Below are 19,315 nucleotides of genomic sequence, written 5' to 3' on the forward strand. Positions count from 1 at the left end.
TCCGTGACCACGCTGTCACAGCCCAGTTCCGCACCCGAGTCCGATCTCGATCGTCGCAGGAGACTACGCACCGTGGTCGCGGCGAGCCTGCTCGGCACCACGGTGGAGTGGTACGACTTCGTGGAGTGGTACGACTTCTTCCTCTACGCGACGGCTGCGAGCCTGGTGTTCAACCAGCTGTTCTTCCCCGACCAGAGTTCGTTCGTCGGCACGATGCCGGCCTTCGCGACCTTCGCCGTGGGTTTCGTGGTCCGACCCATCGGCGGTGTCGTCTTCGGCCACATCGGCGACCGCGATGATGCGCAGGGAGGACCTCCACCTCTGATCCGAGGCAAACGAGCCGGTACTAGGCTCGTCGTATGAGCAGGCAACGAGGTGGCCGCGCCGCATCGTCGCCGCGCAAGGAGAAGACGGGTGCACCGGGCGGCCCGGCCGAGGGGTTGTACGACATCGACACGGGTACGTGCGAGCTCGTCAAGGACCGCTATCTCGCCGACGGATGGGTCCTCGAGATCAACGGGGTGCCCAGCTCGCACATCGACCTGAGCGACCCGGCCCTGCTCGAGTTCGAGTACATGCGGTGGGTCGCGATGCTCGTCGAGAGCAGGTTCGAACACGACTCTAGATTGCGCGTGCTGCACCTCGGTGGGGGTGCGTGCACGATGGCGCGCTACTTCGCCGCGGTCTACCCCGACGCTCGGCAGGTCGTCGTCGAGATCGACGGTCGCCTCGCCGAACTCGTCCGCCACTGGTTCGATCTGCCCCGCGCTCCGTTGCTGCGTATCCGGGTGGGGGAGGCCCGTCAGGTCCTCACCTCGCTCTCCGACGCGAGCCGCGACGTGATCGTGCGGGATGTCTTCGCCTACAACCGCACTCCCGTCGCACTCACCACCCTCCAGTTCACACAGCACGCCCGACGCGTGCTCGCGCCCGGCGGTGTCTACGTCGTCAACTGCGGCGACTTCCGCGACCTGACCGTCGCGAAACGTGAGGCCGCGACGATCGGTGAGGTCTTCGAGCACACCGTGATCATCGCCGACCCCGCGATGTTCAAGGGACGCCGCTACGGCAACGTCGTCATCGCCGGCAGCGACCTGCCGCTCGGTGACTCCCCGGCCCTGGCCCGCGACCTGCTCGGCGGAGCCGTCCCCGCGCAGATCCGGCTGGGTGACCAGGTCGAGAAGTTCGCCGCCGGGGCGCGCGTGCTCGACGACAGCGAGGCCACCACACCGCCCGGAACAAAGAGCACGGGCACGTAGTTGCACGGGTCATGACGTCAGCAGCCCCTACTCCGGTACTCCAGGTCTTCCGGCTCGGTATGCCCTGGCAGACGATCGATCCCTTCCTGTTCGTCGCACACCACGTCGACGCGTATCCGGCGGGCAACGACGAGCTCGGACCCGACGCGTCGCTCGACGGCCGCCCGCTCGGCCAGGACTTCGGCAACCCTGCGGGCTGGAGCATGTACCACGGCACCACCGTCCCAGGATTCCCCGGGCACCCGCACCGCGGCTTCGAGACGGTGACCTTCGTGCGCTCGGGTTTCGTCGACCACTCCGATTCGGTGGGTGCGGCGGCGCGTTTCGGTGAGGGCGACACGCAGTGGCTCACCGCCGGCAACGGGGTCGTCCACAGCGAGATGTTCCCTCTGCTGAACAAGGATTCGGACAATCCGCTCGAGTTGTTCCAGATCTGGCTGAACCTGCCCGCCGAGTCGAAGACCGTCGATCCGCACTTCTCGATGCTGTGGAACGAGGACACCCCCACCGTGACCGTCTCGGACGAGGACGGACGCACCGTCTCCGTCCGCGTCATCGCCGGTGAGCTCGACGACGTGACTCCGCCGCCGCCCCCGCCGAATTCGTGGGCGTCCCGACCCGGCACCGACGTGGCGATCTGGAACATCGACCTGTCGTCCGGTGCGCGCTGGGAACTGCCGGCCGCGCGCGGTGAGCAGACGCAACGGGTCCTGTACGTGTACAACGGTTCCCCCGTGCGGATCGGTGACCGGACGATCGAGTCCGGGCACGGGGTCGTCGTCGACGCGTCGGTGCCGGTGCACCTCACCGGCGGCGACGAGGGCACGCAGATCCTGATGCTGCAGGGTCGCCCGATCGGCGAACCCGTCGTCTCGTACGGCCCGTTCGTGCTCAACGACGAGGCGGGTGTCCGCCAGGCGTTCGAGGACTACCGCCGCACCGGATTCGGCGGATGGCCCTGGGACAGCGACGGTCCCGTGCACGAACGTGACGCCGGCCGGTTCGCGCGGTATCCCGACGAGAAGCTCGAGCAACGCTGACGGCGTGCGCAGATCCTGTCGATTTCCGGCGGGATCTGCGACGAGAACTACTCGTTCGACGGCTGCACATCCGGGACGAGGTACTCGGAGACCTCCATCGACCGGATCTCCCGGGCCTGATCGCCGTCGGGTCCGCTGCCGCGGAAGTCGTCGAGGTGTGCCTGTGACTCCCACCGTTCGTAGATGCAGACGCGGTCGGGCTCGATCAGGTCGGCGGTGACAGCGAAGTCGAGGCAGCCCGGCGCTCTACGGGCGGCCTCGACGACGGACCTGCAGGTCGCCAGATAGAACTCACGCCTGTCGGCGTCGACGGTGAGATGTCCTGCGACGATGATCATGAATTCCCTCCCGTGGTCACTGCCTCGTCGTGGATAGGACCTGCGAACGGGGTCGAACTCATCGCGGCCCGTCGTACCATGCCGGAGTGACCCAGCCCGGATACGATGCCCTCGCGGATCTGTACGTCGAGCTGTTTCCCGATCCGTACCTGACTCCGCTCGAACGCCACACCGTCGCCGCCTTCGCCGAGATGGTGTGCCAGAGCCAGGTGCAGGGTGTCGTGCTGGACGTGGGCTGCGGGCCCGGATACGTGGCCGCGGATCTCGCCGACCGCGGACTCGACGTGATCGGCCTCGATCCCAGCACCGAGATGCTGCGCATCGCGCGGGGCGCCTACCCCGCGCTGCGATTCGTGCGGGACGACGCGCGACTCGGGTCCGACGAACTCCGCGACGTGGTTCCGAGCGCGATCATCGCGCGGTTCAGCCTCATCCACGTTCCGCCGTTCGAGATCCCCGGGATCCTCGACGGCTGGACGGAGCGGATTCCGTCCGGCGGCGTGGTGCTCATCGTGGGCCAGACAACCGACATCCCGGGCGAGGTGGTCGAGTTCGATCACGCGGTGGCGCCGGCGTGGCGGTGGCACCCGGATCGTCTCGCCGCGGCGTTGTCCGACGCCGGATTCGACGAGGTGTGGCGGACGGTCGGCCGCCCCGACGCCGACCATCGCTTCCCCGACGTCCACCTGGCGGCGCGCCGACGCTGACGGGTCAGGGCGTGAACTGCATCGATTCGTCGACACGACCGAACCTCATGGTGGGCAGGTCGAGGAGATAGTTCTGCCGCATCAACCACGGGCTGCGCGAACCCTGCTTGGGCAGAGCACCTTCCGCGCGGTGGATGTACCCGGCGTCGAGACCGAGCAGCGGGCGGGTACGCCCGTCGCCCGAATACCTCGGAACCGCCGAACGGTAACCGTTGCGTCGCATGTACCGCAGCAACCGGCACACGTAGAGGGACGCGAGATCGGCACGCAGGGTCCACGACGCGTTGGTGTAGCCGAGACACATCGCGGCATTGGGCAGGCCGTCGAGCATCATGCCACGGTAGATGAACCGGGCCGAGAGGTCGATCCTCTCCCCATCGACGACGAACTCGATGCCCCCGGCAGGCACCAGTTGCAGACCCGTTGCGGGAATTAGGATCTCGGCCTCGAGTTCGCGACCGGACTCGAGGCGGACACTCTTCTCGGTGACGGTGTCGATCCGGTCGGTGACGATCTCGGCCTTCCCGGCGCGCAGGGTGCGGAACAGGTCGGAGTCGGGGACCACGCACAGTCGCTGATCCCACGGGTCGTAGCGCGGTGAGAAGTGGGGATCGACCGGGATCCTGCCGCGCAGGCGACGTTCGGCGAGGGTGCGCAACATGCGTTTCGCGGCCGAGGGGAACCGCTGGCAGAACTGGTAGAAGCCGAGATTGGCTACGACGTTCTTCGTCCGCACTGCGCGGTGGGCCACCCTGTCCGGCAACAGGCGTCGAATCCGCGTCGCGATCGGGTCGCGCGCGGGCAGCGACATCACGTAGGTGGGGGAGCGCTGCAGCATCGTCACGTGCTCGGCCTTCTCCGCCAGGGCGGGCACGAGCGTGACGGCCGTGGCGCCACTGCCGATCACCACGATCTTCTTCCCCTCGTAGTCGAGGTTCTCGGGCCAGAACTGCGGATGCACGACCGTGCCCGCGAAGTCCTGCAGACCGGGGATGTCGGGGAGGTAACCCGACTCGTAGCTGTAGTAGCCGCTGCAGAGATAGAGGAAGGAACAGGACATCTCGACGGTTCCCTGCCCGGTCGAGGCACGCACCGTCCACCGGGCGTCCTCCGACGACCAGGATGCATCGATCACCCTGTGGCCGAACCGGATCCGTCGGTCGATGCCGAATTCGGCGGCGGTGTCGCGGATGTACTGCAGGATGTCGGGGCCGTCGGCGATGGACTTCTCGCCCCGCCACGGGCGGAACGGGAAGCCGAGCGTGTACATGTCGCTGTCCGATCGGATCCCCGGATAGCGGAACAGATCCCACGTACCACCGGTCGCGTCGCGACTCTCGAGGATGGCGTACCCGAGATCCGGGCACTGTGTCTGCAACCGGTAACCGGCATCGATGCCGGACAATCCGGCTCCCACGATCAGTACGTCGACGTGTTCCACGCGCATCTCCTACCTGTCGGCCCACGCCAGCAGGTCGTCGATCTCCCAGGTGTTGATCACCTGTTCGGGTTCGACACCCCGCTCGACGGCACGTTCGCAACCGTACCCGAGCCAGTCGAGCTGCCCGGGTGCGTGCGCATCGGTGTCGATGGAGAACAGGCAGCCCGTCTCGAGCGCGAGGTCGATGAGACGCGACGGCGGGTCGCGGCGTTCGGGCCGGCAATTGATCTCGACGGCGGTGTCGTGGTCGCGACACGCGGCGAAGACCTTCTCGGCGTCGAACTTCGACTCGGGACGGTTTCCGCGCCCCCCGGCGACAAGCCGGCCGGTGCAGTGCCCGAGGACGTCGACGTGGGGATTCGCCGCCGCACGCAGCATGCGTTTCGTCATCGCCGACCGGTCGGCCCGCAAGTTCGAGTGCACGCTCGCGACGACGACGTCGAGTTCGGCGAGCAGCCCCTCGTCCTGGTCGAGCGACCCGTCGTCGAGGATATCGACCTCGATACCCGTCAGAATCCTTGAACCACTGTCGTTCTCGTTGATCTCCGCGACGACGGCGAGCTGCGAGCGCAACCGCTCCGCGGTGAGCCCGTTCGCGACCTTCAGGCGAGGGGAGTGGTCGGTGAGGGCGAAGTACTCGTGCCCGATCATCGTCGACGCGACGCGGTGCATCTCGTCGATCGGGCTGCCGCCGTCGGACCAGTTCGAGTGGGTGTGCAGGTCGCCGCGCAGGGACTCGAGCAGGTCGCGGCCGCCGCGCCCGATCGGGTCGGCCTCCTCGCGTAACTGCTCGAGATAGGCGGGCACTTTCTCGAACGACTCCCGGACGACCGTCGCGGTCTTCTTCCCGACGCCCGGCAGATCGGTCCACGAGTCGGTCTTCCGCAGAACCTCCCGCTTGTGGTCGCTCACCTCGGCGAGCACCTCCGCCGCGCGTCGATAGGCCTGCACACGGTAGGTGTCGGCGTGTTCGCGTTCGAGCCAGAAGGCTACTTCGCGGAGTGCGTCGACGGGGTCCACCCCTCCATTGTGGCCGCCGGGCGTCCGTAATCTGGGACGCATGCTCGAATCCGTCCGGTCGTCGTCCCCCCTCGGTGCGGTCTCCGCACTGGTCGTCGGTGCGGTGTCCGCGCTGACACTCGTCTCCGCCCGCGTGGCGTCCGAAGCGAAGGACCTCATGTACGAGGTGGACGGCGCGCCGCCCGCCCCGGTGGTGATCGTGCCGGGCGCGCGGGTGCACGAGGGCCGTCCGATGCGGGTGCTCCGCAGCCGCCTCGACGTCGCGGTCGCGTTGATGGCACGGGGACGGGTGCAAGCCGTGCTCGTCTCGGGCGACGGGGCCGGAACCTCGGGCGACGAGATCGAGGCGATGATCGCGTATCTCGTCGAGCAGGGTGTGAACCGGGAACGGATCGTCGCCGACCCGTACGGTCTCGACACCTACGACACCGCCCGGCGTGCGGTGGCCACCTACGGCGTGCGGCAGGCGCTGATCACGACCCAGGCCTTCCATCTTCCGCGTGCAGTGGCGTTGTGCCGGCGGGCGGGCATCGACATCGCCGGAGTCCGCGCCGCCAACGACGTGCGACTGCGCACGCGGCTGAGGAATCTGGCGCGCGAGTACGTGCTGTCGCGACCCAAGGCGTTCCTCGAACTCCGGTTCCCGCGCGACCCGGCGGTGGAGACCCCTCCGGACGACCGGCTCGCCGAGATCCTGGCCGGTCTCGAGCACGGTGCGGTGGCCGCCCCACCGTCTGCTTCCTAGGCTCGTGATCATGCGCCCCACAGCTCTCGTCACCGGAGGGGGTCGCGGTCTCGGCGCCGCGATCGCCCAGGAACTCGCTCCCACCCACGATCTGCTCCTCGGCGGACGACGTCGCGAGTCGCTCGATGCGATCCTCGAGGAACTGCCCGACGCCACGCCGTGGCCCGTGGACCTGCTCGATCACGTCGCCGTCGCCGCGGCCGCCGCCGACATCGATCGGCTCGACGTGCTCGTCCACAACGCGGGCGTCGCCGAACTGGGCACGATCGCCGACAGCGAGCCCCGGCAGTGGCGCGAGACGTTCGAGGCGAACGTCGTCGCCGTCGTCGCCCTGACGCAGGTGTTGCTACCGGCCCTGCGGACCGCGAACGGCCACGTGGTGCTCATCAACTCGGGGGCGGGTCTGCGCGTTCGCCCCGGGTGGGGTGCCTACGCCGCGAGCAAGTTCGCACTGCGGGCGTTCGGCGACGCGCTGCGCGAGGAGGAACCCGCGCTGCGGGTCACCTCGATCCACCCGGGCCGGATCGACACGGACATGCAGCGCGCGATCGTCGCGTCGGAGGGCCGCGAGTACGACCCGTCGCAGTTCCTCAGCCCCGGCACGGTGGCGCGTGCGGTGCGGCAGGTCGTCGAGGCGCCGGTCGACGCCCACCCCACCGAGGTCGTTCTGCGTCCTCGCTGATGACTCGAAAGAGCTGACGGCTCAGAACGGCAGGCGGCTCAGAACGGCAGGCGGCTCAGAACGGCAGGGGGATCACGACCGGGGGAGCGCCCGGAATCTGGATCTGGATCTGCGGAGGCGGCGGCGCGGGAGCCCGCGGCGCCGGCGGGGGTGCCGGTGCCGGAGCGGGTTCCGGAGCCGGCGGCGGTGGCGGTGGCGGCGGTTCCGGAGCGGGGGGAGGCGGAGGCGGCGGTTCCGGGGGAGGAGGCGGTGGTGGTGCCGCGGCTTCCGGCACCGGATCGCGCCGCGGTGCAGGAACGGGTACCTGCAGCGCCTCGGTCTCCGGGCGGGTTTCCTCCATGGTCTCCGGTGCGGCCGGAGCCATGGTTTTCGGCAGGGCCTCACCGACCGGCACGGGGACCATCGCGCCGGTCGTGATGTCGATGACCTCCAACTCCCGCACAGCAGTCGCGGCGGGCTGGACGACGAACATCCGCTCGGCGTTCAGTCCGGGCCATTTCGGACCTTCGAGTTCGTCGTTTCCGGTGAGCACCGGCGCGGACAGCGGATTGCCGCGCACGCACCGCACGCGCGGAACACCGAGTTCGTCGACGAGGACGATCGTGCCGCGTTCGAGCAGCGACTGCACGGGCCGCGCCGCACCGTCGCGGTACTCGTGCATGGTCACCCGGGTGTCGGCGCGCAACAGGACCGCCGTGAGGGTGTCGGTGTAGCCGCGGATGTCGGGCACGCCGAGGACACCGCGCCACGCTTCGGCCTTGGCGGGATCCTCCTCCAGATGAAGGATGAGCCCTTCGCGGTCGCACAGGGGCCGGTCGAGACTGCCCCCGTAGAGCGCCGGCCGATCACCGGAAACGGCCGGGGTCCCGGCGGTCGCGGTGACCGGATCACCGCCTTCCTCGACGACTTCGGGGGGAGCTGGCGGCACCGCGACCGGCACCTGCGGCGGCACGAGACGCGGCGTCCACGGGTCGTCCTGCGCGGTGGCGACATGCAGTTGCACGGGCGTCGTCGTCTCGACCGAACCGCCCGACGAGCAGGCACCCGCCACCAGTGCCGTCAGGGCGAGTGCCAGACCGAATCCACGAACCGTGTCGGTGGCCACGCCGTCATGCTAGGTCGATGATCGCCGGTGAAAGTGCTGTTCGGCGGTTCTCGTCGGTATCCGGATCCCGGAGAGGAAACGCAGGAGGAGGTTGTTCACCTCGTCGCGACGTTCCATCTGCACGAAATGCCCCGCGCCCTCGAGCAGGTGGACACCGCGCAGATCGGGGACGAAGGCACGCATCCGTTCGAGCGCCGACGACCCCGACATCGTCCCGAGGACGTCGAGCAGTCGGACGAGGCGCTTGGAAATCGCGACGTTCGTGTACTCCTCGGCCTCCCGGGGCCGGTCGGTTCGGCCGTAGCCGGGCATGTCGGGGGCGACGGCACGGTATCCGGCGTCGACGAGCGGCGCGAACTGGTGCCGGGTAGCTATACCCCAGGCCGGGGAAGCCGTGGCACATGACGACCGCGGGTCCGTCGCCCCGATCGTCGATGTTCCACGTGAAACCATCGACCTCGACGATGAGACTGTCCATCAGGAGGCGGGGACGGTCTGCATGTCCTCCTGGCTCCAGAACGCCCTCATGCTCGTGATCCTCGCGTCGTCGTCGAAGGTCATCACGTCGACGACCTCCATGACCAGATCCTGCTCACCCAGGTGCGTGACCAGGCGGAACACGAAAGCGGCGTTGTTCTCCGCGACCTTGAGGGTTATCACCTCACCGGTCTGTGCGAGCGGTTCGACCACTCCGTAGAACTCGCGGATCTCGGCCTCGGTGGCGCGGACCGGCGTGCCGACGGGATCCTCGACCGTCGCGCCCGGTGCGTACAGCGCGAGGACATCGTCGACGGTGCCGGAGGCCACGGACTTCACGTAGTTCTCGACGGTGGAGCGGATCGCGTCCCGACTCGGTGCCATGGGGTCTCCTTCGTTCGAATCGGGAACACGTTTCAATTCGACGGTAGTGGGCCGGATCCGCGGATGCACTCGCGATTCCCACTCGGAAGACCCCGCGCCGGAGGACGATGACATCGCCATCACCCGGAACGATCGGAGACCCGATGATCGACGCTGTCGCCTTCACCCTCGACGGACACGCCGGTGCTCTCGCAGCCCGCACGTGGGTCGGCGAGGCCCCGCGCTACGTGGCGTTGTTGTGCCACGGTTACGGCGAGCACTGCGGACGCTACGAGTATGTGGCCGCGCGCCTCGTCGCCGACGGCGCCGCCGTCTACGCGGTGGACCACATCGGTCACGGTCTCAGCGACGGCGAACGCGTCCTGATCGACGACTTCGAGAAGGTGGTCGACGATTTCCGTCTGCTCGATCTCACGGCGCGACGCGAGCATCCCGACCTGCCGGTCGTGCTCGTCGGACACTCGATGGGTGGCATGATCGCCGCCCGGTACGCGCAGCGATACGGCTCGGAACTGGCCGCGGTCGTCCTGTCCGGCCCGGTCCTCGGCAGGTGGGCGGCCGTCGACGCCCTGCTCACGGCCGAGGAGATCCCCGATACCCCCATCGATCCGTCCACCCTCTCCCGTGATCCCGAGGTGGGTCGCGCCTACGTGGCCGACCCGCTCGTCTGGCACGGCCCGTTCAAGCGCACCACCGTGCAGGCGCTGAAGACCTGCATCGACACGATCACCGCCGCCGGTGCCGTCGACGACGTGCCCGTGCTGTGGTTGCACGGCGAGGACGATCGACTGGTTCCCCTCGACGGCACCGCCACCGGATGGTCGTCGCTGGCAGGTCGCGGGGCGTCGTCGAAGACCTATCCCGAAGCGCGGCACGAGATCTTCAACGAGACGAATCGGGACGAGGTCCTGGGCGATGTCGTCGACTTCGTCGGCGCGCACATCCACCCTCTCGAGGCTCTCGAGGATTGAAGCCGACCGCGTCTGGCTACCCCAAGCCATGGGGCCGTCCCCTTCGTGTCCCGTACGGAAGGAGATGACCGTGGTCGAAGACAACACATCCGACAGGGCTCGCCCTGGTCCGGCCGACAAGGCACGCCTCGGGTTGAAGCAGACCGTGGTCGGTAAGGCGAAGGAGGTCGCCGGCGCTCTGACCGGCAACGACTCCCTCACCACCGAAGGCCGTCTCGAGCAGGAGCAGGCCCGGCAGACCAGGAAGGCCGACACCCTCTCGCACATGGCCGAGGCCGAGAGCGACGAGGCGGTCGAGCAGCTCGACGCCGTCCGCGAGGCCGGACAGCAGGAACGCGAGGCCGTGCAGCAGCGGACCGACGCCGTCGAGTCGCAGGCCGAGCGGGAGGCACGGGTCCGCAAACAGGCCGCCGACCTCGAACATCAGGAGAACATCGTCCGAGGGCGATCCGACGCCGCCCGTGAGGCCACAGCCGCCGAACAACAGGCACGTCGCGAGGAGAACGAGCAGGTCACGGATGCCGCCGCAGAGGTCGCGGCCGCCGACGAGGACCACCGACGAGCCTCCCACGACGCTGAACGTGCACGCCTCCAGGCCGAGGAGGAACGCCGCAAGGCCGACGCCCTCGAACGCACGCTGACCGACGAGCCGGATCGCTGACGAACACCACCGACATTCCCTACCGGAGCTGTACCCCCATCGAAGTTGGAGATGCGCCCATGAACCTCGCCACTCTGCCCAAGAGCGTTCTGCGACTGCAGTACAAGATCGCCCGCTTCCCGCTGGGATTGATCGAGCAGCAGTTGCGGTTCCTGCCCACCGACGCCCCACCGCGCCTGATGTACGAGCGGGGGCTGGGCATGCTGGACGGCATCGTCGGCAGCGTGCTCGACGACCAGGAGATCGCCACCCGCGGGGCGCTCGCCACCGAACGCGCCGAGGCGGTGAAGCGCGCGGAGAAACTCGACGCGCAGGCCGCGGCCGAGAAGCGCGCGGCAGACGCCGAACTCCGTCGAACGCGTGAACGTGCCGCTGCCCAGCAGGAAGCCGCGCGACGCGACCGCGAGAACGAAGTCGAGCAGGCCCGGGAGCGTGCGCAGGAACGCGCGAAGCAGGCGGAGAAGGAGGCCGAGCAGAAGAAGGCCGCCGAGATCGCGAAGGCCGACCAGGAGGCCGCCGCGAAGCGCCAGGCCGCCGAGACCGCGAAGAAGAAGGACGAGGAGCGCATCCGCAAGGCCGAGCAGGAGGCCGCCGAGCCCGCCAAGGTCTCCCTCAAGGATGCCGTCGCCAAGCAGCTCGAGGCGAAGGAAGCGGAGGAGCGCGCGCACGATGCGGGCGAGGTCGCCGAGTTCGAGAAGATCGAACACAAGCACCCCTGATCCCGGTTGTAGTCGACGAGACCCCGGTGCATCCTGTGCACCGGGGTCTCGTCCGTCGTAAGCGGTTGCTACTTCACGACATTGACCATCTTGCCGGGAACCACGATCACCTTGCGCGGTGCGGCACCGCCGAGCAGGTCGGCGATCTTCTCGTCCACGAGCGCGGCGGCCTCGATCGCGTCGGGTGCGGCGTCGGCCGGGACGGTGATGCGGCTGCGCACCTTGCCGTTGACCTGGATCGGGTACTCGACGCTGTCCTCGACGAGCCACTTCTCGTCGGCGACCGGGAACGGGCCGTGCGCAAGCGATTCGGTGTGTCCGAGACGCGACCACATCTCCTCGGCGAGGTGCGGGGCGACCGGGCCGAGCATGAGCACGAGCGGTTCGACGGCGCTGCGCGGCGCACCCGACGGGTACTGCTTCGTCAGGTGGTTCGTGTACTCGATGAGCTTGGCGATCGCCGTGTTGTCGCGCAGGTGGGTGAAGTCGTCCGACACACCCGCGACCGTCTTGTTGAGCGCCCGCAGCGTGTCGTCGCCGGGGGTGTCGTCGGTGACGCGCAGCGCGCCACCCTCCTCCTCGACGACGAGACGCCACACGCGCTGCAGGAAGCGGTGCGCGCCGACGACATCCTTGGTCGCCCACGGACGCGACTGGTCGAGCGGGCCCATCGACATCTCGTAGACGCGCAGGGTGTCGGCGCCGTACTCGTCGAAGATCTGGTCGGGGCTGACGGAGTTCTTGAGCGACTTGCCCATCTTCCCGTACTCGCGAGCGACCTCCTGCTCACCGTCCGGGCCGGTCCAGTAGAACGTGCCGTCGCGCTCGACGACCTCCTCGGCCGGCACGTACACGCCGCGCGAGTCGGTGTAGGCGTAGGCCTGGATGTAACCCTGGTTGAACAGGCGACGGTACGGCTCCGAGGAGGTGACGTACCCGAGGTCGAAGAGCACCTTGTGCCAGAACCGCGCGTACAGCAGGTGCAGCACCGCGTGCTCGACACCGCCGACGTAGAGATCGACGCCACCCGGGTCGTTCGGGCCGTGCAGTTCCGGCCGCGGGCCGGTCCAGTACGCCTCGTTCTCCTTGTCACAGAAGGCTTCCGAGTTGGTGGGGTCGATGTAGCGCAGCTGGTACCACGAGCTGCCGGCCCACTGCGGCATCACGTTGGTGTCGCGCGTGTAGCGCTTCAGGCCGTCGCCGAGATCGAGCTCGACGTTCATCCAATCCACCGCCTTCGCGAGCGGCGGGGACGGTTCGGAATCGGCGTCGTCCGGATCGAAGGAGACCGGCGCGTAATCCTCCACCTCGGGAAGTTCCACGGGCAGAGCGGATTCGGGCAGAGCATGGGCGCGTCCCTGCTCGTCGTAGACGATCGGGAAGGGCTCGCCCCAGTACCGCTGCCGCGCGAACAGCCAGTCGCGCAGCTTGTACTGGATGGTGCCGCGTCCGGCGCCGTCCTCCTCGAGCTTCGCGACGATCGTCTTCTTCGCCTCGGCGACGTCGAGACCGTCGAGCAGGCCGGAGTTCACCAGCACACCGTCGCCGGTGTACGCCTCGGCGGTGACGTCGCCGCCGGAGATGACCTCGCGGATGGGCAGACCGAAGGCGGTCGCGAACTCCCAGTCGCGCTGGTCGTGGCCGGGAACGGCCATGATCGCGCCGGTACCGTAGCCGGTGAGGACGTAGTCGGCGATGAAGATCGGCAGTCGCTCGCCGTTGACCGGGTTCACGGCGTAGGCGCCGAGGAAGACACCGGTCTTCTCCTTCGACTCCTGCCGCTCGAGATCGGACTTCGCGGCGATCGACGCGCGGTAGGCCGCGACCGCGGCAGCCGGATCGGCGGCGCCACCGGTCCAGCGCTGGTCGACGCCCTCGGGCCAGGACGCGGCGACGATCCGGTCGACGAGTTCGTGCTCGGGAGCGAGGGTCACGTAGCTGGCACCGAACAGGGTGTCGGGCCGGGTGGTGAACACCTCGATCGCCGAATCGTGGTCGGCGACGGCGAACTTCACCTGGGCGCCGTGCGAGCGCCCGATCCAGTTGCGCTGCATGGACTTGACCTTGTCGGTCCAGTCCAGATGCTCGAGATCGTCGATCAGGCGGTCGGAGTAGGCGGTGATCCGCATCATCCACTGGCGCAGGTTCTTCCGGAAGACCGGGAAGTTGCCGCGCTCGGAGCGGCCGTCGGCCGTGACCTCCTCGTTGGCGAGCACCGTGCCCAGACCCGGGCACCAGTTGACGAGCGAATCCGACCGGTAGACCAAGCGGTACGAGTCGATGACGTCGGCGCGCTCACCCTCCGACAGCGACGCCCAGTCGCGTCCGTCCTCGAGACGACGCGTGCCGTCGGCGAATTCGGCCTCGAGTTCGGAGATGCGACGCGCCCGGCCGGCCTCGCGGTCGTACCAGGCGTTGTAGATCGTCAGGAAGATCCACTGCGTCCAGCGGTAGAAGTCGACGTCGGTCGTCGCGACCGAGCGACGCTCGTCGTGCCCGAGACCGAGCCGGGAGAGCTGCCGCTTCATGTTCCCGATGTTGGCCTCGGTGGTCGTGCGCGGGTGCGTGCCCGTCTGCACGGCGTACTGCTCGGCCGGCAGACCGAAGGCGTCGTAACCGAGGGTGTGCAGCACGTTGCGGCCCTGCATGCGGTTGAAGCGCGCATACACGTCGGTGGCGATGTACCCGAGCGGGTGCCCCACGTGCAGGCCCGAGCCCGAGGGGTACGGGAACATGTCCTGCACGAACAGCTTGTCGGAGGGCACCTCGCCGGCGAGATCGCCCACCGGATTGGGGGCGTGGAAGGTGCCGCGCTCGCGCCAGAGCTCCTGCCAGCGCTGCTCGATCCGCCCCGCGAGCTCGGCGGTGTACCGATGCTGCGGAGTGCTGCCGGGTTCGTGCTGGGAGGTCTGTTCGGGACGGGTCACGGTGATCACTATCTACTCGGCCGGGCGTGTGAGTGCTCCCACCAGGGTAGAACGTGCCCGCACCCGCGCAGACCGGTGGCACCACCGGCCGCGTATCCTGGTCGGGTGCTCATCGTCGCTGTCCTGCTCTTCGTGCTCGTTCTCGTCGTCGGCGCGGTGGGTGTCGCGGCACTGACCGGCAAGCTCCCGCGCAACCGCTGGGCCGGTGTGCGCACCCCCGACGCGCTGCGTGACGACGAGGCGTTCGCCCTGGCCAACAAGGTCGCCGCACCCAGCATGCTCGGGTCCGCGGTGCTCCTCGCCCTCGGTGGTGTCGCGTCGCTGACGCTGCCCACCGTCGCCGGGATCATCGCAGTCGTCGTCACCGTGATGGCCGCCCTGATCACCGCCGGAGCCGGCGGATCCGTCGCAGCGCGGGTCGCTGCGGCGACGAAGCCGGAGGAGACAGCCGGCTGCGGTACCTCGTGCGGGGCGTGCAGCCTGCGCGGGGCGTGCGAGCCGACCGCCTGACGGTCCTCCCACCGGCAGTCCTCACGCCCAGCGGCGCTCCCGTGCGTAGCGCGGTGTCCACCAGAACCGGTTGAGCACCCGCACCGGTACCGGGAGACTCTTCAGCACGACGGCCACGCGGTCCTTCGGTGCTCCCTCGAAGAGGTAGGGCAGCATTTCGGAGACCTCGCGCTTGTCCAGTTGCGCGAACGCCCGCATCGAGATGTCGTGCCATTCCTCCTTGGTGATGGATTGTTCGATCAGCGGGAAGGCGTCCCGTTCCTCGTGCGCGAGGTGAGCACCCAGCGACGTGACGAGACCGTCGAGCAGACCGCCGAGCCGCTCGGTCGCCGTCTCCCGGTCGTCGAGCGCAGCCTCGATCTCCGCCAACGCCGGGTCGATCACGGAATGTTCGGCCTCCATCGCATCGAGCACCTCCATCGCCCCCGCATCGTGTGCGAGGCGTGGCCGCATGAACGGCCAGACGTAGACGTCCTCGACGGAGTGGTGCGTGTGCAGTTCGGTGCTGAATCCGTGCCAGCCGAGGAGCAGCGCATCGTGCGTGCCGGGATCGGCGGTCCGCCACTTCTGCGCGAAGTCGGCGAGACGTTCGGTGTCCCGGCGTAGAGCGGAGTGGATCAGATGCACGACCTCCAGATCCTCGGCGGACAACGGCGTGGCGTGAGTGGTGGTCATGGCGGGTACCTCGACTTCCGTATGAATGTCCCCGTGCCCATGGAGCCTCGTCGCCGCGTGAGGTGTTCTCAATCCCACATTCGAGGGGGATACTTCGGGATATGCGCTCTGCACAGCGGTTGAGGGCAGGCATCCACGACGCAGCATCCGCGGCTGCGGACGGGGCGCAGTTTCGCGAGTTCGTGATGGATGTGCTCGGCGCTTTCATTCCGTACGACGGTGGTTGTGTCGCACCCGTGGACCCGGCCGTCGGGGTTCCCACCGGCTTCACCACCCGCGGCCTCGACGACCCGGCCGAGGTACTCCGATTGTCGATCGAGTTCGAGTACGGTCCGGACCTCGATCCGGACAGCCTCTACGCGCTCATGCAGCACCGGTCCGGAGTGCGGCGGATCGAAGAACCCTCCGGCCGCGGACCGGGATACGGCAACAGGCGGTATCTCGAACTCGTGTCGCATCTGGGCATGGGACACGAAGTGCAGCTGGTCTTCCGGGACGGAGACCGTCGGTGCTGGGGTGTCGGTGATCTGCTCCGCGCGTCGGGCCGAGGTTTCTCCGACGCCGAACTCACGATGCTCGACGACGTTCTCGACGACATCGCGAACGGATTCCGCACCACGTTGATCCGGCACGCATCCGCACGAACACGGAACACGGTCGTCGAGGGCACCGCCTGCGAATGCTCGGGTCCGGCCGTGGTGGTAATCGGGGCGGACGACGAATTCGATTCCGTCACTGCCGCAGCGATGGTCTTCTTCGAACGCCTCGGCTGGGAGAGTCCCGCTCGGGGGCGCCCCGGACCGGCGCATGTGATCGCCCGTCAGGTCCGTAGAACACGACCCGTGCCCGCGGATGTGCGTGTCCGCACCCTCGACGGCGAATGGCTCGTACTGCGCGCCGCGATCTTCGACGAGACCGGCCGCGTCGTCATGACCTTCGAGCGGGCACGCCTGCCCGAGATCGTCGCCCTGGTCACCGCCGCCTACGGTCTGACGCCACGCGAATCGGAAGTACTCGTCGAAGTGCTCGCCGGACGGTCTCGCAACGAGATCGCGAGTCGGTTGTTCATCAGCCCGTACACCGTGCAGGACCACCTGAAGAACATCTTCACCAAGACCGGTGTGAACAGCCGGCGCAGCCTCGTCTCGCGACTCGCGTGTACCGAGTACATGCCCCGGTTCGGTGGCGACCTGCGACCCGACGGATGGTTCGACGAGAGCGGAACGAGGACGGCGCCGGTGGAGGCCCGCACCCTAGGCTGACCCCCATGACGACGCGTCAGGTCGACCCCGTCGGTGCGCTGCTCGGACTGGCCGTTCCGTTGCTGTGTGCCGTGGCCGTACTCGTGCTCACCCGCTCGTGGATCCCACGATTGCCCGAGGAGATCGCCACGCACTGGTCGGGCACGACACCCGATTCGTTCGGACCACCCATGACCTCGGCGTGGACCGCCGCCCTGCTGATCGTGCTCGTCGGGGGAGGGTGCTGCGCGATCGCCGCGATCGCGCAGGCGCAACTGCTCATGCGTCGCTACATGCTCGCGATCGGTCTCGGGGTCACCGGCACGATCACCGCACTGTTCCTGGCCGGTCTCGCGGGGCAGCTCGACACGACCGACGCCACGCAGGCCGCGTTGGAGGGCTGGCCGGCGGTGCTCGGCATGTGGGTGGGTATCGCGGTGGGCTGGTTCGGGGGACGGCTCCTGCGCGACGGTCGGGAGCGGAAGGCGGCGACCGCCGCTCCGGATCCGGCGCTGCCGCGCGGTCGTGCCGAACTGCCGATCGTCGAGCAGGTGGGCACCGGTGTGGGCACGACGGCGGGACTGTCGCTGCTCGTCCTGATCCCCGCGCTCGTCGTGTGCGGTGCGACGCAGAGCTGGTGGCCGCTGGGTTTGATCGCGCCCGTCGCTCTGCTCGTGCTGGGTCTGCTCCGCTACACCGTGGTGGTCGACGCGGACGGGATCCGGGTGTCGAATCTGGCCACCGACGCGCTCGGATACGACCTCGACGAGATCGTCGGGGCGAAGGTCACCGAGACCCGCCCGTTCCAGGACTGGGGCGGCTGGGGCCTGCGGGCCAAGGGCGGCAAGCGGTACGGCCTGGTCACGCGCACCGGGCCTGCCGTCGTGGTGACCACGGCCTCGGGACACGAATTCACCGTGACCGCAACGAGGGCCGAGGAGATGGCCGGCGCGCTCAACACTCTCGCCGACGCCCGCTGACCGGTCCCGGTCGCCCGAGGGGGGCTCAGTTGCGCTCGACCTCGATGGGGTGCGTCGCGAGCAACGCCATCGGCAGCGGCTGCCGGCGCAGCACCCTCGCCCACACGTCGAGGTGCGCGGGGGCGAGCACATCGGTGGGCAGTGCCGAGACCACCATCCAGTCGTCGTTGCGTAGTTCGCCGTCGAGCTGACCTGCGCTCCACCCCGCGTATCCCGCGAAGATCCGCACACCCTCGACGTAGTGGGCGATGTGCCCGGGATCGACATCGAGGTCGATCATCACCACTCGGCCGTCGACGTGGCGGATGCCGGGGACGTCGGTGATGTCGGCCCCCACCCGCAGCGTGCCGAGGCACAGCGCCGAACTGCGGTGGACGGGACCGCCTACGAACAGGGTCTTCGGTTCGGCGGCGAGCCACGACCATTGCGGCAGCATGGCGTCGACGGAGGTGTCGCTGATGCGGTTCAGGACGACACCGAAGCTGCCGGCATCGGTGTGCTCGATGATGTAGACGACGGTGCGGCGGAAGGTCGGCTCGGTGAGATCGGTGGCGGAGACGAGCAGGCTTCCGGCCCGCACCCTGGGTGTCGAGGGTGCGGTGCGGTCCTCGGGTTCGTCCTGATGCTGCGCCACGTCAGCCATTCTGTCACCGCCGTCACCGGCGCGTGGGGTGGAACCCGACGGTCTGTGCCAACAGGGCGAGATGATGTTCGAACAGGACCTCGCGGTCCGGAAAAGTGTCGGGGCCGTACTGCCCGAAGACCTCGAAGCTCACGGACCCGAACAACGACGGCCACACCCAGAGACCGCGTGCCAGTACGGAATCCGGGGCCGTGAGGGAGAACTCGTCCCGGATCCGGCCCAGCGGTTCCCCCAGGCTCTCCGGAGGTGGGGCAGCGGCCGTGTCGTCCAATACACCCGCGGCGTGGGCCTCGTCCACGATCCGGGCCAGTCGCAGGACCACGCGGATACCGGGTGCGGTGGTGCGCTCGGCCGGGGCAGCGTAACCGGGCACCGGACTGCCGAACAGCAACCCGTAGCGGGCCGGTTCGGCCAGCGCCCACGAGCGCACCGCCCGGCCGAGGGTGAGAAACCGTTCGCGGTGATCGGAGGGGTCGACTGCGTCGACGGCACGGTCGACACTGTCGCCGAGTTCGTCGTAGGCGTCGACGACGAGCAGGGTGAGCAGCTCGTCGCGGCTCGAGACGTAGCGGTAGACGGCGGAGGAGACGACGCCCAGGTCTCGGGCGACGGCACGCAGCGACAGCGCCGCCGCTCCGTGGGTGCCGAGATGCTCGCGGCCGATCCGGAGGATGTCGGCCATCGTCTGTGCGCGTGCGCGCGCCCGTGGTGTCGTCACCGGACCATTCTGCCGTCGAACAGAGAGCACCGTCAACAAATGAGAGCACTGCTCTTGACAAGCACGGCTGCA

At 68.6% G+C, this 19,315-nt stretch carries 21 protein-coding genes and 1 pseudogene; 12 read left to right on the forward strand and 10 right to left on the reverse strand.

Annotated features, from left to right (window positions below):
• Positions 1 to 3 precede the first annotated feature (3 nt).
• From BO226_RS20230 to BO226_RS20240, 3 genes and pseudogenes are all read left to right on the forward strand, one after another.
• Positions 4 to 294, forward strand: a pseudogene (locus tag BO226_RS20230) (MFS transporter); the annotation flags it as partial.
• A 65-nt stretch (positions 295 to 359) separates the two neighbouring features.
• Complete coding sequence (locus BO226_RS20235) at positions 360 to 1,259, forward strand: spermidine synthase (RefSeq protein ID WP_064256068.1); 900 nt, start codon at positions 360 to 362, stop codon at positions 1,257 to 1,259.
• Between the two features lie 59 nt (positions 1,260 to 1,318).
• Positions 1,319 to 2,299, forward strand: coding sequence for a pirin family protein (locus tag BO226_RS20240; protein ID WP_064256067.1), 981 nt, complete (start codon positions 1,319 to 1,321; stop codon positions 2,297 to 2,299).
• A gap of 47 nt (positions 2,300 to 2,346) precedes the next feature.
• Here the strand turns inward: BO226_RS20240 and BO226_RS20245 are convergent, their stop codons facing one another.
• Positions 2,347 to 2,637, reverse strand: a complete 291-nt coding sequence (locus BO226_RS20245) for a putative quinol monooxygenase (RefSeq protein WP_064256066.1) — start codon at positions 2,635 to 2,637, stop codon at positions 2,347 to 2,349.
• Between the two features lie 86 nt (positions 2,638 to 2,723).
• Between BO226_RS20245 and BO226_RS20250 the strand changes: the two genes are divergently transcribed.
• A complete protein-coding gene (locus BO226_RS20250) occupies positions 2,724 to 3,344 on the forward strand; it encodes a class I SAM-dependent methyltransferase (protein WP_064256065.1) in 621 nt (206 codons plus the stop codon).
• Positions 3,345 to 3,348: 4 nt separating this feature from the next.
• On the opposite strand, the gene BO226_RS20255 is transcribed toward BO226_RS20250, so the two are convergent.
• Positions 3,349 to 4,791, reverse strand: coding sequence for a flavin-containing monooxygenase (locus BO226_RS20255; RefSeq protein ID WP_064256064.1), 1,443 nt, complete (start codon positions 4,789 to 4,791; stop codon positions 3,349 to 3,351).
• Between the two features lie 3 nt (positions 4,792 to 4,794).
• Positions 4,795 to 5,805, reverse strand: coding sequence for a PHP domain-containing protein (locus BO226_RS20260; protein WP_064256063.1), 1,011 nt, complete (start codon positions 5,803 to 5,805; stop codon positions 4,795 to 4,797).
• Between the two features lie 40 nt (positions 5,806 to 5,845).
• On the opposite strand from BO226_RS20260, the gene BO226_RS20265 reads away from it, so the two are divergent.
• Positions 5,846 to 6,550, forward strand: coding sequence for a SanA/YdcF family protein (locus BO226_RS20265; protein ID WP_006550869.1), 705 nt, complete (start codon positions 5,846 to 5,848; stop codon positions 6,548 to 6,550).
• A 10-nt stretch (positions 6,551 to 6,560) separates the two neighbouring features.
• Entirely contained in the window at positions 6,561 to 7,232 is a 672-nt protein-coding gene (locus BO226_RS20270) for an SDR family oxidoreductase (protein WP_037217432.1), read from the forward strand.
• Positions 7,233 to 7,287: 55 nt separating this feature from the next.
• Here BO226_RS20270 and BO226_RS20275 read toward each other — a convergent pair whose 3' ends face one another.
• The 3 genes from BO226_RS20275 to BO226_RS20285 are packed head-to-tail and all read right to left on the reverse strand — an operon-like array spanning position 7,288 to position 9,198.
• Positions 7,288 to 8,337: a DUF6777 domain-containing protein gene (locus BO226_RS20275; RefSeq protein WP_064256062.1), complete on the reverse strand. Its 1,050-nt coding sequence runs from the start codon at positions 8,335 to 8,337 to the stop codon at positions 7,288 to 7,290.
• Positions 8,338 to 8,346: 9 nt separating this feature from the next.
• Complete coding sequence (locus BO226_RS26800; RefSeq protein ID WP_231911991.1) at positions 8,347 to 8,790, reverse strand: hypothetical protein; 444 nt, start codon at positions 8,788 to 8,790, stop codon at positions 8,347 to 8,349.
• A gap of 24 nt (positions 8,791 to 8,814) precedes the next feature.
• The gene (locus tag BO226_RS20285; RefSeq protein WP_064256060.1) at positions 8,815 to 9,198 is read right to left on the reverse strand and encodes a nuclear transport factor 2 family protein; all 384 of its coding nucleotides are present in this window, start codon (positions 9,196 to 9,198) and stop codon (positions 8,815 to 8,817) included.
• 143 nt (positions 9,199 to 9,341) lie between these two features.
• Between BO226_RS20285 and BO226_RS20290 the strand changes: the two genes are divergently transcribed.
• From BO226_RS20290 to BO226_RS20300, 3 genes are all read left to right on the forward strand, one after another.
• A complete protein-coding gene (locus tag BO226_RS20290; protein ID WP_064256059.1) occupies positions 9,342 to 10,169 on the forward strand; it encodes an alpha/beta hydrolase in 828 nt (275 codons plus the stop codon).
• A gap of 64 nt (positions 10,170 to 10,233) precedes the next feature.
• A complete protein-coding gene (locus BO226_RS20295; protein ID WP_024102519.1) occupies positions 10,234 to 10,830 on the forward strand; it encodes a CsbD family protein in 597 nt (198 codons plus the stop codon).
• A 59-nt stretch (positions 10,831 to 10,889) separates the two neighbouring features.
• Positions 10,890 to 11,549, forward strand: a complete 660-nt coding sequence (locus tag BO226_RS20300) for a hypothetical protein (RefSeq protein WP_064256058.1) — start codon at positions 10,890 to 10,892, stop codon at positions 11,547 to 11,549.
• Positions 11,550 to 11,617: 68 nt separating this feature from the next.
• Here BO226_RS20300 and leuS read toward each other — a convergent pair whose 3' ends face one another.
• Positions 11,618 to 14,485: a leucine--tRNA ligase gene (gene leuS, locus BO226_RS20305; protein WP_064256057.1), complete on the reverse strand. Its 2,868-nt coding sequence runs from the start codon at positions 14,483 to 14,485 to the stop codon at positions 11,618 to 11,620.
• A gap of 96 nt (positions 14,486 to 14,581) precedes the next feature.
• Between leuS and BO226_RS20310 the strand changes: the two genes are divergently transcribed.
• On the forward strand, positions 14,582 to 14,986 hold the full coding sequence (locus tag BO226_RS20310; protein WP_064256056.1) for an SdpI family protein: 405 nt from the start codon (positions 14,582 to 14,584) through the stop codon (positions 14,984 to 14,986).
• Between the two features lie 21 nt (positions 14,987 to 15,007).
• Here the strand turns inward: BO226_RS20310 and BO226_RS20315 are convergent, their stop codons facing one another.
• A complete protein-coding gene (locus BO226_RS20315; protein WP_024102523.1) occupies positions 15,008 to 15,661 on the reverse strand; it encodes a hemerythrin domain-containing protein in 654 nt (217 codons plus the stop codon).
• A gap of 101 nt (positions 15,662 to 15,762) precedes the next feature.
• Between BO226_RS20315 and BO226_RS20320 the strand changes: the two genes are divergently transcribed.
• Both BO226_RS20320 and BO226_RS20325 read left to right on the forward strand, forming a co-directional pair.
• Positions 15,763 to 16,923 (forward strand): helix-turn-helix transcriptional regulator, encoded by a 1,161-nt coding sequence (locus tag BO226_RS20320; RefSeq protein WP_064256055.1) that lies wholly within the window; start codon positions 15,763 to 15,765, stop codon positions 16,921 to 16,923.
• Positions 16,924 to 16,928: 5 nt separating this feature from the next.
• Positions 16,929 to 17,882, forward strand: a complete 954-nt coding sequence (locus BO226_RS20325) for a DUF1648 domain-containing protein (protein ID WP_064256054.1) — start codon at positions 16,929 to 16,931, stop codon at positions 17,880 to 17,882.
• Positions 17,883 to 17,907: 25 nt separating this feature from the next.
• Here BO226_RS20325 and BO226_RS20330 read toward each other — a convergent pair whose 3' ends face one another.
• Positions 17,908 to 18,525: a YqgE/AlgH family protein gene (locus BO226_RS20330; protein ID WP_019290494.1), complete on the reverse strand. Its 618-nt coding sequence runs from the start codon at positions 18,523 to 18,525 to the stop codon at positions 17,908 to 17,910.
• A 13-nt stretch (positions 18,526 to 18,538) separates the two neighbouring features.
• The gene (locus BO226_RS20335) at positions 18,539 to 19,207 is read right to left on the reverse strand and encodes a TetR/AcrR family transcriptional regulator (RefSeq protein ID WP_019290493.1); all 669 of its coding nucleotides are present in this window, start codon (positions 19,205 to 19,207) and stop codon (positions 18,539 to 18,541) included.
• Positions 19,208 to 19,315 lie beyond the last annotated feature (108 nt).

It is taken from the genome of Rhodococcus sp. 2G (assembly GCF_001886355.1).
GTDB classification, from domain to species: domain Bacteria; phylum Actinomycetota; class Actinomycetes; order Mycobacteriales; family Mycobacteriaceae; genus Rhodococcus; species Rhodococcus pyridinivorans.

Excerpts from the sequence above, each read along its gene's own strand:
- BO226_RS20235 (WP_064256068.1), top strand. The coding sequence starts at position 360 with ATGAGCAGGCAACGAGGTGGCCGCGCCGCATCGTCGCCGCGCAAGGAG.
- BO226_RS20240 (WP_064256067.1), top strand. The coding sequence starts at position 1,319 with ATGCCCTGGCAGACGATCGATCCCTTCCTGTTCGTCGCACACCACGTC.
- BO226_RS20245 (WP_064256066.1), bottom strand. The coding sequence starts at position 2,637 with ATGATCATCGTCGCAGGACATCTCACCGTCGACGCCGACAGGCGTGAG.
- BO226_RS20255 (WP_064256064.1), bottom strand. The coding sequence starts at position 4,791 with ATGCGCGTGGAACACGTCGACGTACTGATCGTGGGAGCCGGATTGTCC.
- BO226_RS20265 (WP_006550869.1), top strand. The coding sequence starts at position 5,846 with ATGCTCGAATCCGTCCGGTCGTCGTCCCCCCTCGGTGCGGTCTCCGCA.
- BO226_RS20270 (WP_037217432.1), top strand. The coding sequence starts at position 6,561 with ATGCGCCCCACAGCTCTCGTCACCGGAGGGGGTCGCGGTCTCGGCGCC.
- BO226_RS26800 (WP_231911991.1), bottom strand. The coding sequence starts at position 8,790 with ATGGTTTCACGTGGAACATCGACGATCGGGGCGACGGACCCGCGGTCG.
- BO226_RS20285 (WP_064256060.1), bottom strand. The coding sequence starts at position 9,198 with ATGGCACCGAGTCGGGACGCGATCCGCTCCACCGTCGAGAACTACGTG.
- BO226_RS20290 (WP_064256059.1), top strand. The coding sequence starts at position 9,342 with ATGATCGACGCTGTCGCCTTCACCCTCGACGGACACGCCGGTGCTCTC.
- BO226_RS20295 (WP_024102519.1), top strand. The coding sequence starts at position 10,234 with ATGACCGTGGTCGAAGACAACACATCCGACAGGGCTCGCCCTGGTCCG.
- BO226_RS20300 (WP_064256058.1), top strand. The coding sequence starts at position 10,890 with ATGAACCTCGCCACTCTGCCCAAGAGCGTTCTGCGACTGCAGTACAAG.
- BO226_RS20315 (WP_024102523.1), bottom strand. The coding sequence starts at position 15,661 with ATGACCACCACTCACGCCACGCCGTTGTCCGCCGAGGATCTGGAGGTC.
- BO226_RS20320 (WP_064256055.1), top strand. The coding sequence starts at position 15,763 with ATGCGCTCTGCACAGCGGTTGAGGGCAGGCATCCACGACGCAGCATCC.
- BO226_RS20325 (WP_064256054.1), top strand. The coding sequence starts at position 16,929 with ATGACGACGCGTCAGGTCGACCCCGTCGGTGCGCTGCTCGGACTGGCC.
- BO226_RS20330 (WP_019290494.1), bottom strand. The coding sequence starts at position 18,525 with ATGGCTGACGTGGCGCAGCATCAGGACGAACCCGAGGACCGCACCGCA.
- BO226_RS20335 (WP_019290493.1), bottom strand. The coding sequence starts at position 19,207 with ATGGCCGACATCCTCCGGATCGGCCGCGAGCATCTCGGCACCCACGGA.